We start from the raw sequence: 13123 nt of genomic DNA, 5'->3' as shown, positions 1-13123 counted from the left end.
TCGACGTCCACCTGATGATCGCCCCCGTCGATCCCTACGTCCCCGACTTCGCCAAGGCGGGTGCGGACATCATCACCGTGCACGCCGAGGCCGGCGCCCACCTGCACCGCACCATCCAGCTGATCAAAAGCCTGGGCGTGAAGGCCGGCGTCTCGCTCAACCCCTCCACGCCGCTCTCCGCGCTCGACTACGTGCTGGAGGAACTGGACCTCGTGCTGATCATGACCGTCAACCCCGGCTTCGGCGGCCAGAGCTTCATCGCCTCGCAGTTGCCCAAGATCCGCGAGCTGCGGGCGCGCATCGACGCGCTGGGCAAGCCCATCGACCTGCAGGTCGACGGCGGCATCAACGCCGAGACGGCGCGCCTCGCCATCGAGGCGGGTGCCGACGTGCTCGTCGCCGGCACCGCCACCTTCACCGGCGGACCGGAGCGTTATGCGGAAAACATCCGGAACGTCCGGGGCGGCTGAGGATCGCGGCCGCCTACTTCGCCTTCTTGACGACGATGCTCCAGTGGTTGTCGCGCTTGTCGCACGACACCAGCTGGTGGCCGACCTTGTTGGTCCATGCCGGAATGTCGTCGGCCGAGCCGCGGTCGGACGACAGGACCTCCACCTCGTCCCCCACGTTCAGCGGCTTGAGGGCGGCGATCAGTTCCATCAGCGGGCCGGGGCAGAAGGCGTTGCGGGCGTCGACGGTGCGGCGGGCCATGATGCGTGAACTCCTTGGGCGAAACAGGCGCGGAACGGGCGGCGGCGTCAGGCGGCGTGGGCGCCGTGGGCCGCGGAACGGCAGGACCGGATGAAGGCGGCGAAGCGCCGGGGCCACGCGTTGCCGCCGACCCCGCGCAGGTGGGTGAAGGCGGCCAGCGTGTTGTGGACGACGATGCCGTCGCCCACCCCGTCGAAGCCGTGCCCGCGCTCCACCGCGTAGGCGAAGCGGCAGGCGGGATCGACGTTGGCGACACCGGCGTAGTGGAACTCGTGCGCGCTCACCGTTCCGCCCGCCCCCGGCCAGGGGAAGGCGTCGGTCTCGCGCATCCGCACGTGGCCACGCCCCTGCGGGGTCCGGTGCATCACGGTGTCCAGCGGCAGCGCGCCCACCATGGCGTGGCGCCGATCGCCCCAGGAAATCGAGCGCGACAGGTACATCAGCCCGCCGCACTCCGCGTACGTCGGCAACCCCGCTTCGACCGCCGCCCGCACCGACGCGCGCATGCCGGCGTTGGCCTCCAGCGCCGCCATGTGCGTCTCGGGAAAGCCGCCGCCGATGAACAGCGCGTCCAGCCCCGGCGGCAGCGCGCCGTCGCGCAGCGTGTCGAACGGCACCAGTTCGAACCCCTCGGCGGCCAGCGCCTCCAGGTCCTCCGGGTAATAGAAGCCGAAGGCGGCGTCGTGCGCCACGCCGATGCGCCCGGTGGGCGGCTGCGGCGCCGGAACGGCGAGCGGCGGAACGGCCAGCGCCGGGGCGGAGCGCGCCGCGTCCATCACCCGTTCCAGGTCCACCTGCTGGGATATCGCGTCGTGGATGCGACGGATGACGGCGGACGCCTGCGCCTCCTCGTTCGCCGGCACGAGGCCCAGGTGACGCTCGGTGATCTCCAGGTCCGTGGAGCGGTGCACGGCGCCCAGCACGGGCAGGTCGGTGAAGCCCTCCACCGCCTCGCGCAGCTTCGTCTCGTGCCGGCTGCCGGCGACCTTGTTGAGGATGACGCCGGCGATCCGCACCTCCGGATCGAAGGCCCGGTATCCCATCAGCAGCGGCGCCACCCCGCGCGTGATGCCCGATCCGTCGATCACCAGCACCACCGGCGCCCGCAGCAGCTTCGCCAGCGCGGCACCCGAGTCCCGGCCCTGCGGGTCAACGCCGTCGTGCAGGCCCTTGTTGCCCTCGATGATCGACACATCCGCACCCAGGGCGAACCGGCGGAAGAAGCCCGCGATCTCGTCCGGCGTCTGCGTGTTGAAATCCAGGTTGCGGCAGGTCCGCCCGCTGACGGCGGAGTGCCACATGGGGTCGATGTAGTCCGGCCCCTTCTTGAACGGCTGGACCGCCAGCCCGCGTTCCGCAAGCGCCGCGCACAAACCCAGGGTGATGGTGGTCTTGCCCGAAGACTTGTGCGCAGCGGAGACGAACACGCGGGCCATGGCGATGCTCCAGTGGGTCAGGCCGCCCCGGCGAGGGTGGCGGTGTTGCGGGTGCGCCAGAGCTGGGCGGCCAGCTCCTCGGCGTCTGCGTGCGACTGGGCGCGGCCCAGCAGCTTCAGCGCCACGGCGGTGGTGGCGATCACCACGTCGCGGCCCTCGGTGTCCTCGGCCGTGCCGGTCCACAGCGCGGTCAGGCGCGTGACGTCCAACGTCTCGTCATGGCGCACGGTGGTGCCGGCCGCCGTCGGCGCCCACACTTCCGCGCCCAGCACGCCGTCGGCGATGGTGTAGACCTCGCACGGCTTCTCCGGCCGCCGCTCGGCCTCGCCGCCCTCGCCCTTGAACACGGCCATGTACGGCTGGCCCAGCAGGGCGGCCGACTTCTGGTGCGCGTCGCGGTAGGGCGGGTGCGCCACGCCCATGATCTGGCAGCGCGCACCGAACGGGTTCAGCATGCGCGCCACCGTGTGCACGGGGTTGCGCAGGCCCAGCACGCTCTTCAGCCCGATGATCTCGTGCAGCTTCGGCGCCATGCCGGCCAGCGGCAGGTAGGCGAAGCGGCGCGCGCGCAGGTGCGCCGCGGCTTCCTCCAGCGTCGCCGCCACCGGCACGCCCAGCGCCTCCAAGGCACCGCCGCTGAACAGGCGCCCCGCCGTGTGCCCCTCGGTCCCGTGCATGAAGACGGTGGTGCCGTGCTGCGCCAGCAGCAGGGCCGACAGCAGGAAGAATGGCAGGCGGCGCGACTTGCCGGCGTAGCTCGGCCAGTCCAGGTCCACCGCCGGCGCGCCGGCCGGCAGGACCAGGCTGTCGCGCGCGGCGCGGGCGAAGCCGGCCAGTTCCTCCGGCGTCTCGGTCTTCACGCGGATCAGGCAGAGGAAGGCGCCGAGCTGGATCGGCTCCACCTCGCCGCGCAGGATCATGGAGACGGCGGCGTAGGTCTCCTCCTCCGTCAGGGCGCGCGACAGCGTCGGGCCCTTGCCGAGGATGCGGACGTACTGGGCGAAGGGGTGTTCGGTCGTCATGGGTCCTCTCAGGCGTTCGCCTTGGCGTGGTGCGGATCGACCGCGGCGTCCGCCAGGCTTTCCGGCAGGAAGCGAAACGCCGCGCCGGCGACCGTGACGATGAGGAGCGCCACGGCCACCCCGCCGAGCCCGAGGAGGAATTCCGGCAGGCTCGGGTCATAGGCCCCCACCGTACCGTCGAACGCGTCGGAGGTCACCTGCATGCCGGGGAAGAGGTTGAGCGGGAACGCCTGCCCGCCAATGACGATGACGTACAGCTGCGCCAGCCCGCCCAGGATCACCAGCGCGGCGGCCAGCAGCAGGTTGGACCGCGTGCCCCGGAACGCCGGGTGCAGCAGCAGGATCAGCGGCACCGCCGTGCCCACCAGCATCTGCCCGAACCAGAACAGCACCGTGTGGACGCCGCCCGCCCCCAGGAGGAACCGCTCCACCTCCCCGCCGCGCGCGGTGTAGAGGTTGGTGATGTGCTGCACGACCACGAAGTAGAAGACGGCGGCCACGAAGACGGCCAGCAGCCGGCCCAGCCGGTTCATGACGGCGTCGCCCAGCGCGCGCCCCTCCATCCGGTACAATCCTGCGACCACCAGCAGGAACACCGCCGTTCCGAAGCTCAAGGACATGGCGATGAACAGCGGCGCCATGACCGCCGAATGGTAGGTCTCGCGCGCCACCAGGAAGCCGAAGATGGAGCCGGTGCCGGTGGTGAGCACGAGGCGCCAGATGAACGCCGCCACTCCCGCCTTGGCCGTGTGCGGGTTCATCCGCCGGTCGAGCATCGTCCACAGATAGACGCCGACGACGGCGAAGAAGCCGTTGTAGAGGATGACGTTCCACGCGAAGATCGACGTGAAGTTGTAGTGCGTCATGGCGACGAACAGCCGGTCCGGCCGGCCGAGGTCGAGCACCAGCACCATCAGCCCGCCCGCCAGCAGCGCCAGCGCCGTCAGGCCCGACAGCGGCGCCAGCGGCTTGTACGGCGTCTTGCCGAACACCGAGGCGATGGAGGCGACGTTCAGCGCGCCGGAGGCCGCGACGATCAGGAAGATCGCGAAGACGTGCGGCAGGCCCCAGACGATCTGGTTGCCCATGCCGGTCACCACATGGCCGTGGTGCTCCATGTACAGCGCACTGCCCAGGCCCACGGCGGCGACCGCCCCCAGCACGCCCAGCAGCCGGTAGAAACACATGGACTTGCCGTCGAGCGCGGTGAACGGGGTCTTCATCTTGGCCATGGCGGATCAGAGCCCCTGGTAATGGACGCCGGTGTCGAGGCGCAGGTCGGCGCGCAGCCGCGCCGGCGCCACCTCGCGCACGCGCCGGGAAATGGCGCTGTTCGGATCGTTGAGGTCGCCGAAGAGGATGGCCCCCTTGCCCGTGCCCGCGCAGGCGTCCACGCACACCGGCAGCTTGCCGGCGTCGACGCGGGTGACGCACAGGGTGCAGCCCTCCACCGTGCCGTTGCCGCGCGGCGTGCCGGGACGCTGGCTGGTAACGTCCTCGTGCACGAAGGAGCGCGCCTTGAACGGACACGCCATCATGCAGTAGCGGCAGCCGATGCAGATGTGCCGGTCGACCAGGACGATGCCGTCGGCGCGCTTGAACGACGCGCCCGTCGGGCAGACGTCGACGCACGGCGGCTTGGCGCAATGCTGGCACATGACGGGCAGCGAAGCCGTCTTGCCGCTGGCCGGGTCCTTCACGTCCACCTTGCGCACCCACCTGGGGGCCTGGTCCGGGCGGCCGTGCGTCGGGTCGCTCCAGCCGTGCTCGGCGCCGCAGGCCTGGACGCAGGCGTCGCAGCCGGACGAGCACTTGGTGGTGTCGATCAGCAGGCCCCAGCGCTTGCCGGCGGTGGCCGCCGCCCCGGCCGGCTGCGGCGCCATCAGCACGATGCCGGGGGCGAGCGTGAGGGTGGCGAGGCCGGCGAGAAGCGAGCGCCGGGAGGGATTAGAAACGTCCGTCATTTCCCTCTTCCCGGCGCCGAGTTGTGGCAGGAGAAGCAGTCGATGCGCACCGCCGCACTGTCATGGCAGGTGCGGCAGAAGTGGCGGGAGTCCGCGGCCGTCACCGCGTGCCCGTCGGCCCCCTTCACCGCGTGGCAGTCCAGGCAGGCGCCCAGGCTGCGGTCGGACGGGCGCTCGCCCAGGCGCATGGTGTCGTCACGCTGGTGCAGCAGCATCTCGAAGTGGTTGCGGCGCATGGTGGCGGAGTCCGCCACGCACTGCCCCGGCCATTTCGCCGTGCCTTCGGCCATGGCACCGGTCGCAACAAAATCTGTCGCGAAGACCAGCGCAAAAGCCATCAGCAGAAGTGCCGCCAGCACGGGGGTGCGCACGCCCACCATCACGCTCACTCCCCCAGGCCCATCTGGATGTAGCCGGTCGGGCAAACGTCGTTGCACACGTGGCAGCCGATGCACTTGGTGTAGTCGGTCTGCACGTAGCGCCCGGTCGCCCGCGCCGCCTTCGGCGTGCGCGACACCGCGTCCTGCGGGCAGAAGATGACGCAGTTGTCGCACTCGAAGCACATGCCGCAGCTCATGCAGCGCTTGCCCTCGACGACCACCTGCTCTTCGGTCAGCGGGACGAGGCGTTCCTGGAAGTTGCCCAGCACCTCCTCCGCGCCGATCTCCACGTGGCTGCGCACGTTGCGCGGCGTGTGCAGGAAGTGGCCGAGGAACAGCTCCTCGTGCGTGATCACCTCGTGCTTGCCGCGGTCCTCGTAGTTGTGCACGGCGAACCTGGCTTCCGACGTGCCGCGCCGTCCGCCGCCCTGGTCCGGCGTGAACGGCTCCGGCGCGATGCCGGCAACGTTCATGCGGTCGATCAGGTCGAAGTGCACCACGTCCACGCGCGGGCGGCGGTCGTCCTCGACGCCGGCCAGAAAGTGCTCGATGCTCTCCGCCGCGATGCGGCCGTGGCCGATGGCGGTGGTCAGCAGATGCGGGCGCACGATGTCGCCGCCCACGAAGTGCTTGGGCTTGCCCGGCACGCGCAGCAGCTTGTCGGCGTTGATGAAGCCCTTGCCGTTGTCGAACGCCTCCAGGCCGTCCATGTCGCCCTTCTGGCCGATGGCGGCGACGATCAGGTCGCACTCCACCTCGAACTCGGTGCCGGCGACCGGGCGCGGCACCTGCCCGTCCATCTCGCACTTGCAGAGCTTCAGCGCGACGGCGCGGCCGTCCGGCCCCTTGACGACCTCCAGCGGCATGACGCTGCCGCGGATGTCCACGCCCTCGCGCTTGGCGTCGTTCACCTCCTGCTCGGCGGCGGTCATCTTCTCGACCGGGAAGAGCGAGGTGAGCATGACCTCGGCGCCGCCGCGCGCGGCCGAATCCGCCACGTCGTGCGCGGTCTGGCCGAAGATCACGTTCTCCGGCCGGTCCTTCTCGTGCGCGTGCTGGATGTGGCCGATGCGGCGCGCGACCGAGGCGACGTCGATCGACGTGTCGCCGCCGCCCACCACGATCACCTTGCCGGTGACGCCCTTCAGCCGCCCCTCGTTGAAGGCGCGCAGAAAGCCGACGCCGCTGACGCAGTTCGGCGTGTCCTTCCAGCCGGGAACCGGCAGGCCGCGGCCCTCGTGCGTGCCGATGCCCCAGAAGATGGCGTCGAACTCGGCCTCAAGCTGCGCCACCGGCACGTCGCGCCCGACGCGCACGCCGGCGCGCACCTCCACGCCCAGGTCGAGGATGCGCTTGATCTCGCCGTCCAGCACGTCGCGCGGGGTGCGGTAGCCGGGGATGCCGTAGCGCATCATGCCGCCCAGCTCCGGCTTCTCCTCGAACAGCACCACGGCGTGGCCGCGGCGGCGCAGGTGGAAGGCGGCCGACAGGCCGGCCGGCCCGCCGCCGATCACCGCGATGCGCTTGCCGCTCTCCGCCCCCGGCGCCTCGAACGTCAGGCCCTGGTTCAGCGCCCAGTCGCCGACGTAGTGCTCGACCGCGTTGATGCCGACGTGGTCCTCGACCTCGTTGCGGTTGCAGCCGTCCTCGCACGGCGCCGGGCAGACGCGGCCCATGACCGACGGGAACGGGTTGGCGCTGGTCATGCGGCGGAAGGCGTGCTCCTGCCACACCGTGCCCTGCGCCGGCTTGTCCTGGCCGCGGGCGATGGCGAGCCAGCCGCGGATGTCGTGGCCGGACGGGCACGACGCCTGACAGGGGGCGGTGCGGTGCACGTAGGTCGGGCACTTGTGCGACCAGCCCGCCTGGAAGATCTCCTCCTGCCAGGGCCGGTGCTTGTGGTCGCCGTCCTTGTACCGACGGAAGGTGAGCCCGGTCGGTTTGGCGTCAGCCGTCTTCGCATCCATCAGGCGCTTCCTCCTAAGACGTTAATCGTTGCCACCGAGCCGGATGGCCTTGCTCACGAGCTGATGCACCGACACCACCATCTCCATCTCCATGCCGTACTGCGGCAGGACCTTGGTGAACTGGCTCTTGCAGATGGCGCAGATGGCGGCCATGTGCGTGACCCCCTGCTCCTTGACGACCTGTTGCAGCGCGCTGACGCGCGGCTGGGCGCCCTTGACGCGCAGCTCGATCAGGTCGTCGGTCAGCAGCCCGCCGCCGCCGCCGCAGCAGAAGGTCTTGTCGTGGATGGTGTCGGGGTGCATGTCGACGAACTTCGGCACGCTGGCCTTGATGACCTCGCGCGGGATGACGAACTGCCCGCCGGCGAAATCGCCCATGCGCGACCCGCGCGCGACGTTGCAGCTGTCGTGGAAGGTCAGCGTCATGCCGGTGTTGGCCTCGCGGTCCAGCGTGATGCCGCCGCGCTTGATCAGGTCGTACGTGAATTCCAGGATGTGCTGCGGCACCGGGTACTTCGGGTCCAGGAAGTCCCACGGCCCGGCCAGCGTGTTCAGGAAGGAATAGGCGACGCGCCACGCGTGCCCGCACTCGCCGAAGACGATGCGCTTGACCTTCAGGTCGATGGCCGCCTGGCGGATGCGGTTGGCGATCTTGTGCATCTGCTCGTACGAGCCGATGAACATCGCGAAGTTGGCCGCCTCCGACGCGTGCGAGCTCAGCGTCCAGCTGACGCCGGCCTGATGGAAGACCTTGGCGTAGCCGATCAGCCCGTCGACGTGCGGCTCGGCGAAGAAGTCGGCGCTCGGCGTCACCAGCAGGACGTCGGCCCCCTCCACGTCCAGCGGGAACTTGACGTCGTGGCCGGTGTCGTCTTTGACGTCCTCCTCCAGCCCTTCCAGCGTGTCGGCCAGCGCCGGTTCCGGCAGGCCCAGGTTGTTGCCGATCTTATGGACCTTGCCGATGATCTCGTTCGAATACTTCTGACCCAGGCCGATGTGGTCCATGATGTCGCGCGCGGCCATGGAGATCTCGGCCGTGTCGATGCCCTGCGGGCAGAAGACCGAGCAGCGGCGGCACTGCGAACACTGGTGGTAGTAGCTGTACCAGTCGTCCAGGACCTCTTTCGTCAGGTCCTTGGCGCCCACCAGCTTGGGAAACATCTTGCCGGCCGGGGTGAAGTGGCGGCGGTAGACGGCGCGCATCAGGTCCTGGCGCGCCACCGGCATGTTCTTCGGGTCGCCGGTGCCGAGGAAGTAGTGGCACTTGTCGGTGCACGCCCCGCACTTGACGCAGGCGTCCAGGTAGACCTGCAGCGAGCGGTACTTGCCCAGCAGCTCGCCCATGCGGGCGATCGCCTTCGACTCCCAATCCGGCACCAGCTCGCCGGGGAAGCCCAACGGCTCCTGGTGCGCGGGCGCCGCGACGAACGGCTTCAGGTGCGCCGTGCAGCCGGGGGCGAGGTCGGGCGTCTCGCGCAGCTCGACGTCCTCGGTCAGGGCGGGGATGGCGTAATCGGCCACGGTCGTGTGCCTTTCCGTCGGGAATGGGGGTCAGCGCCGCTGGTCGAGCGGCAGCGCCCAGGCCGCCACGTGGCGGCGCTCGCGCGCATCGTCGGCCTGGTTGCGCGTCGGCGAGAAGAAGACGCCCGGCACGTGCAGCAGCTTGGAGAACGGGAAGACGATCATCAGCGCCGCCACCAGCAGGAGGTGGAGCAGCAGGAAGCCGTCCGTCGGCAGCGCGCCGATGTGGAACCGCATGAGGCCGAGGAAGAACGCCTTCACCGCCATGATGTCGGTGTGCGCCACCATCTTCATCGCCATGCCGCTGGCGCCGATGCCCAGCAGCAGGAGCAGCATCAGGATGTCCGACGGCCCGGTGATGGTGCGGATGCGCGGCAGCACCAGACGGCGGGCCAGCAGTGCCGCCAGACCGGCCATCATGGCCAGCGCGGCCGGCACGGCCAGCGGCTGCACCCACACCACCCAGAACCACACCGGTTCGGTGAAGTAGCGCAAATGCCGCAGCAGGACGAGCAGCAGGCCCAGGTGGAACACGGCCGCGAAGGCCCACAGCGGCTTGTTGCCGCGGAACAGGCTTTCGAACAGCGCCACCTCCCGCGCCATGCGGACCGCCACGCCCGTGCGCGTCAGCGGGGCCGGCGTGGTGGGGATCCTCAGCGGCGCCGGGGTGCGCGCGTACTGGGCGATCTTATAGCCCAGCCCGCCCAGCAGCACCGCCGTCGCGGCGTAGAAGAGAAGTGCGAAGAGAACCGACATGCTTGCCCTCGCCATCATCCCCCTCCCCCGCCCAGCGGGGGAGGGCCGGGGTGGGGGCAAGTGCAGCCGGGGTATTGCGGCCCCCCACCCAAACCCTCCCCCGCTGGGCGGGGGAGGGCTCTCTTCGTCACACGCAACCCGTCGGCTTCGGCAGGCCGCCGATCTTGCAGGCCTGCTTGGCCGGGCCATACGGGAAGAGTTCGTACAGGTACTTGTTGGAGCCCTTCTCGGCGCCCAGCTTCTTCGTCAGCGCCTTGGTCAGCACGCGGATGGCCGGAGCGATCTGGTATTCCTGGTAGTACTCGCGCAGGAAGTTGATCACCTCCCAGTGCTCCGCCGTCATGTTGACGCCTTCCTTGTCGGCGATCAGCTTGGCGACGTCCTCGTTCCACTGGCCGAGGTCGGTGAGGTAGCCCTCTTCGTCGGCATCGATGGTCTTCCCGTTGATCTCGTACGACATGTGCGTCTCCTGGTTCGCTTTGTTTTTTCTCAGAGGTCTTCTTTAAAGCCACGCCGTGGCCGTGCCCATGTGGGCGACCAGCTCGACGAAACCGGTGTAGTCGACGGTCTTGATGCCATCGACCAGGGGGGCGTCCTTCACGCCGCGGGCCTGGAGGTCGTTCACGAGGACGTAGACCTCGTGCTCCGACGCCGCCTGCGTCATGCGCCCGGCAAAGCGGGTGCTGGCCAGCGCGGCGTACACCGCGTCCTCGTACAGGAGGATGGCCGAGCCCTTGGCGGCGCGCGCCAGACAGGCGTCCAGGGCGTTGCGCTCGAACGGCGACTTGTTGACGGTGTGCAGCATGGCTTTCCTCACGCGCTCAGCACGACGTCCATGGAGGCGATCATCCCGGCCATCTCGGCGCGGCTGACCACTTCCACCGGGATCACGAGGTCGTCGGCGGTCAGGCCGCGCTCGTCCAGCGACTCCAGCTCGGCGTAGATCTTCTCGATGCCGTAGCCGTCCAGCGCCCGGTAGGTGTTGACGAAGTCCTTCACCTCCAGCCCGCCCTTGGCGTCCTGGCCCTTCTTCAGCTCGTACACGCCGTCGTCCAGGAAGCAGACGTGGACGTCCTGGTCGAACATCGCGGCGATCAGGATCATCTCCAGCACTTCAAGCGCATAGACGGTGCCGTGCGGCGCCTTGCGGTTGAGGTACATGAACTTCTTCATGACGGGTTCGTCGCTCATGGATTCCTCTCTCCCCGCTCAGTCGCCGAAGGTCATGAGGCGGTCGGCGTCGATGCCGGCCTCGACGAGCTGGCCGAGGCCCGTGATGCGGAACCCGGGCGCCAGCACCTCTTCCTTGATGCCGCGGCGCAGGCCGGCGGCGACGCAGACGGCCAGATCCAGGCCGTGCTTCTCCGCCAGCGCCGACCAGCGCTTGACGATGTTGCGGTCGTCCTGCGGCGGATCGGACAGCTTGTTCCCGTTCAGGACGCCGTCGTAGTAGAAGAAGACCCGCACCACCTCGTGCCCCATGTCGAGCGCGGCCTTGGTGAAGTGGTAGGCGCTGTCCGATGCCTGGTGGTTGTAGGGGCCCTCGTTGACGAGAATGGCGAACTTCATGGACCGTAACCCCCGTTAGAAGCGGAGCTGCGCCGAAGCGTTCAGGCTCGCGCGGCCGCCACGCCAATTGTCCAGGTGGTACTTGGTGAAGGGCAGGCCCGTCAGTTCGAAGAAGCGCGCCCAGCCGATGCGGTCGATCCACTCGCCCATCCGCTCCCACGGCTTAGCGTTTTCCTTGTAGGCGTAGAGGATCTGCTTGACGATGCCGGCGGCTTCCGGCCAGCGCGGGGCGTTGTTGGGGATGCCGGCGGCGACCAGCTTGTGGAAGGTCGGCTTCGAGCGGGTCGAGGAATGCTTGCCGCCGACCCAGATCGCCAGCTTCGAGTTCTCGGGGTCGTTGATCTGCATGGGCGGGCAGGGCGGATAGCAGGCGCCGCAGCACACGCACTTCTTTTCGTCGACTTCCAGGCTGGGCTTGCCGTTGACCAGCGCCGGCCGGATCGCGGCCACCGGGCAGCGGGCGACCACGGCGGGGCGCTCGCAGGCGTTGGCGACCAGCTCGTGATTGATGATCGGCGGCTTGGTGTGCTGGATGTTGATGGCGATGTCGCCCTGGCCGCCGCAGTTGATCTGGCAGCAGCTGGTGGTGATCTTCACCCGGTTCGGCATCTCCTCATGGGTGAACTCCTCGTAGAGTTCGTCCATCAGCGCCTTGACCACGCCCGAGGCGTCGGTGCCGGGAATGTCGCAATGCAGCCAGCCCTGGGTATGCGAGATCATCGAGATCGAGTTGCCGGTGCCGCCGACCGGGAAACCCTCGGCGGCCAGCTTGTCGATCAGGGGCTGGACCATCTCGAACTTCGAGACCATGAACTCGATGTTCGAGCGCACGGTGAAGCGGACATGGCCTTCGGCGAACTGGTCGGCGATGTCGCACAGCTTGCGGATGGTGTAGACGTCCATCTGGCGCTGGGTGCCGGCCTTGACGGTCCACACCTCCTGGCCGCTTTCGGCGACGTGGTGCAGCACGCCCGGCCGCGGCCGGTCATGCCACTTCCAGTGGCCGTAATTGCTCTTCAGCACCGGGTGCATGTACTGGAACGGATCCGGCACACCCGATTCGATGGGGCGACGCAGCTCGGTCATTCGTCAGTCTCTCTTCTTCACTCGGCCGCGGACTTGCCGGCGTTGCGCTCGTTCCACTTGCGCACCTCCTCGTCCCACCCGTCGGTGCGGACATAGGAGTTGGTGCGCGGGTGGGAGATCATGTTGGCGTCGAGCTCGATGCCGACGCCCTCGAGGAAATTGGCGATGCCGATACGCTCGACCATTTCGCCGACGCGCTCGTGGTCCAGCGCGTTCTCGGCGAAGAAGTCGACGCAGCGCTTGGCCAGATCGACCAGGTTGTCATAGTCCTCGTCGGTCTCGAGCTTCATGAACGGCACCACCACGGTGCCCATCAGGTCGCCGATCTTCAGCGTGCGCTTGCCGCCCAGCAGGATCGCGACGCCGCGCTCCTTGCCCGGCTTCAGCGCCTTGGTCATGACGTTGATGCAGTGCATACAGCGCACGCAGCTCTTGTTGTCGACGTCGAGCGTGTCGTCGTCGTTCAGGCCGAGTGCTCCGGTCGGGCACATGCGGATGACCTGGTTGATGGTCTCCTTGCGGCCCAGCTTCTTGACGAATGCCTGGACCTCGCCCTGGTCCACCTGCATCTCGTCCTTCCAGGTGCCGATCACGGCGAAGTCCGAGCGGTGGGTGGCGTTGGCGCAATCGTTGGCGCAGCCCGAGAACTTGAACTTGAATTTGTAGGGCAGCGACGGCCGGTGCATGTCGTCGAGGAAATTGTTGATGACG

15 protein-coding genes and 1 pseudogene are annotated in these 13123 nt (G+C 68.8%); 1 reads left to right on the top strand and 15 read right to left on the bottom strand.

What is annotated here, in order from left to right; translation table 11 throughout:
• Positions 1 to 470 (top strand): ribulose-phosphate 3-epimerase (locus VED21_RS26140; RefSeq protein WP_324887574.1); only part of this gene is annotated, 470 nt, incomplete at its 5' end.
• Positions 471 to 483: 13 nt separating this feature from the next.
• Here VED21_RS26140 and VED21_RS26135 read toward each other — a convergent pair.
• The 15 genes and pseudogenes from VED21_RS26135 to VED21_RS26065 form a co-directional block, all read right to left on the bottom strand.
• On the bottom strand, positions 484 to 711 hold the full coding sequence (locus VED21_RS26135; RefSeq protein ID WP_324887572.1) for a sulfurtransferase TusA family protein: 228 nt from the start codon (positions 709 to 711) through the stop codon (positions 484 to 486).
• 47 nt (positions 712 to 758) lie between these two features.
• A complete protein-coding gene (locus tag VED21_RS26130; RefSeq protein ID WP_324887570.1) occupies positions 759 to 2147 on the bottom strand; it encodes a cobyrinate a,c-diamide synthase in 1389 nt (462 codons plus the stop codon).
• A gap of 17 nt (positions 2148 to 2164) precedes the next feature.
• Entirely contained in the window at positions 2165 to 3169 is a 1005-nt protein-coding gene (locus tag VED21_RS26125; protein WP_324887568.1) for a glycosyl transferase family protein, read from the bottom strand.
• Positions 3170 to 3177: 8 nt separating this feature from the next.
• Positions 3178 to 4401 carry an NrfD/PsrC family molybdoenzyme membrane anchor subunit gene (gene nrfD, locus VED21_RS26120; RefSeq protein WP_324887565.1) on the bottom strand — a complete coding sequence of 408 codons (1224 nt, stop codon included), beginning with the start codon at positions 4399 to 4401 and terminating at the stop codon, positions 3178 to 3180.
• Positions 4402 to 4407: 6 nt separating this feature from the next.
• Positions 4408 to 5133 (bottom strand): sulfate reduction electron transfer complex DsrMKJOP subunit DsrO, encoded by a 726-nt coding sequence (dsrO, locus tag VED21_RS26115; protein WP_324887563.1) that lies wholly within the window; start codon positions 5131 to 5133, stop codon positions 4408 to 4410.
• Positions 5130 to 5513 (bottom strand): cytochrome c3 family protein, encoded by a 384-nt coding sequence (locus tag VED21_RS26110; RefSeq protein ID WP_324887561.1) that lies wholly within the window; start codon positions 5511 to 5513, stop codon positions 5130 to 5132. The genes dsrO and VED21_RS26110 overlap by 4 nt, the downstream gene beginning before the upstream one ends.
• A 5-nt stretch (positions 5514 to 5518) precedes the next feature.
• Entirely contained in the window at positions 5519 to 7480 is a 1962-nt protein-coding gene (locus VED21_RS26105; protein WP_324887559.1) for an NAD(P)-binding protein, read from the bottom strand.
• Between the two features lie 21 nt (positions 7481 to 7501).
• On the bottom strand, positions 7502 to 9001 hold the full coding sequence (gene dsrK, locus VED21_RS26100) for a sulfate reduction electron transfer complex DsrMKJOP subunit DsrK (protein ID WP_324887557.1): 1500 nt from the start codon (positions 8999 to 9001) through the stop codon (positions 7502 to 7504).
• A 30-nt stretch (positions 9002 to 9031) separates the two neighbouring features.
• Positions 9032 to 9757 carry a respiratory nitrate reductase subunit gamma gene (locus tag VED21_RS26095; protein ID WP_324887555.1) on the bottom strand — a complete coding sequence of 242 codons (726 nt, stop codon included), beginning with the start codon at positions 9755 to 9757 and terminating at the stop codon, positions 9032 to 9034.
• A gap of 127 nt (positions 9758 to 9884) precedes the next feature.
• Complete coding sequence (locus VED21_RS26090; protein WP_324887553.1) at positions 9885 to 10217, bottom strand: TusE/DsrC/DsvC family sulfur relay protein; 333 nt, start codon at positions 10215 to 10217, stop codon at positions 9885 to 9887.
• 42 nt (positions 10218 to 10259) lie between these two features.
• A complete protein-coding gene (tusB, locus tag VED21_RS26085) occupies positions 10260 to 10562 on the bottom strand; it encodes a sulfurtransferase complex subunit TusB (RefSeq protein ID WP_324887552.1) in 303 nt (100 codons plus the stop codon).
• An 8-nt stretch (positions 10563 to 10570) separates the two neighbouring features.
• Positions 10571 to 10948, bottom strand: a complete 378-nt coding sequence (gene tusC, locus VED21_RS26080; protein ID WP_324887550.1) for a sulfurtransferase complex subunit TusC — start codon at positions 10946 to 10948, stop codon at positions 10571 to 10573.
• Between the two features lie 18 nt (positions 10949 to 10966).
• Positions 10967 to 11326: a sulfurtransferase complex subunit TusD gene (gene tusD, locus VED21_RS26075; RefSeq protein ID WP_324884474.1), complete on the bottom strand. Its 360-nt coding sequence runs from the start codon at positions 11324 to 11326 to the stop codon at positions 10967 to 10969.
• A 15-nt stretch (positions 11327 to 11341) separates the two neighbouring features.
• The gene (gene dsrB, locus VED21_RS26070) at positions 11342 to 12412 is read right to left on the bottom strand and encodes a dissimilatory-type sulfite reductase subunit beta (protein WP_324887549.1); all 1071 of its coding nucleotides are present in this window, start codon (positions 12410 to 12412) and stop codon (positions 11342 to 11344) included.
• Between the two features lie 17 nt (positions 12413 to 12429).
• Positions 12430 to 13123 (bottom strand): annotated as a pseudogene (locus VED21_RS26065) (sulfite reductase, dissimilatory-type subunit alpha); the annotation flags it as partial.

It is taken from the genome of Azospirillum sp., from assembly GCF_035627195.1.
Lineage (GTDB): Bacteria > Pseudomonadota > Alphaproteobacteria > Azospirillales > Azospirillaceae > Azospirillum.
The sequence above is the reverse complement of the archived record's forward strand: the minus strand, read 5'-3'. Positions and strand labels throughout refer to the sequence as shown.

Coding starts and splice junctions, on each gene's coding strand:
- VED21_RS26135 (WP_324887572.1), bottom strand. CDS start 711: ATGGCCCGCCGCACCGTCGACGCCCGCAACGCCTTCTGCCCCGGCCCG.
- VED21_RS26130 (WP_324887570.1), bottom strand. CDS start 2,147: ATGGCCCGCGTGTTCGTCTCCGCTGCGCACAAGTCTTCGGGCAAGACC.
- VED21_RS26125 (WP_324887568.1), bottom strand. CDS start 3,169: ATGACGACCGAACACCCCTTCGCCCAGTACGTCCGCATCCTCGGCAAG.
- nrfD (WP_324887565.1), bottom strand. CDS start 4,401: ATGGCCAAGATGAAGACCCCGTTCACCGCGCTCGACGGCAAGTCCATG.
- dsrO (WP_324887563.1), bottom strand. CDS start 5,133: ATGACGGACGTTTCTAATCCCTCCCGGCGCTCGCTTCTCGCCGGCCTC.
- VED21_RS26110 (WP_324887561.1), bottom strand. CDS start 5,513: ATGGTGGGCGTGCGCACCCCCGTGCTGGCGGCACTTCTGCTGATGGCT.
- VED21_RS26105 (WP_324887559.1), bottom strand. CDS start 7,480: ATGGATGCGAAGACGGCTGACGCCAAACCGACCGGGCTCACCTTCCGT.
- VED21_RS26095 (WP_324887555.1), bottom strand. CDS start 9,757: ATGTCGGTTCTCTTCGCACTTCTCTTCTACGCCGCGACGGCGGTGCTG.
- VED21_RS26090 (WP_324887553.1), bottom strand. CDS start 10,217: ATGTCGTACGAGATCAACGGGAAGACCATCGATGCCGACGAAGAGGGC.
- tusB (WP_324887552.1), bottom strand. CDS start 10,562: ATGCTGCACACCGTCAACAAGTCGCCGTTCGAGCGCAACGCCCTGGAC.
- tusC (WP_324887550.1), bottom strand. CDS start 10,948: ATGAGCGACGAACCCGTCATGAAGAAGTTCATGTACCTCAACCGCAAG.
- tusD (WP_324884474.1), bottom strand. CDS start 11,326: ATGAAGTTCGCCATTCTCGTCAACGAGGGCCCCTACAACCACCAGGCA.
- dsrB (WP_324887549.1), bottom strand. CDS start 12,412: ATGACCGAGCTGCGTCGCCCCATCGAATCGGGTGTGCCGGATCCGTTC.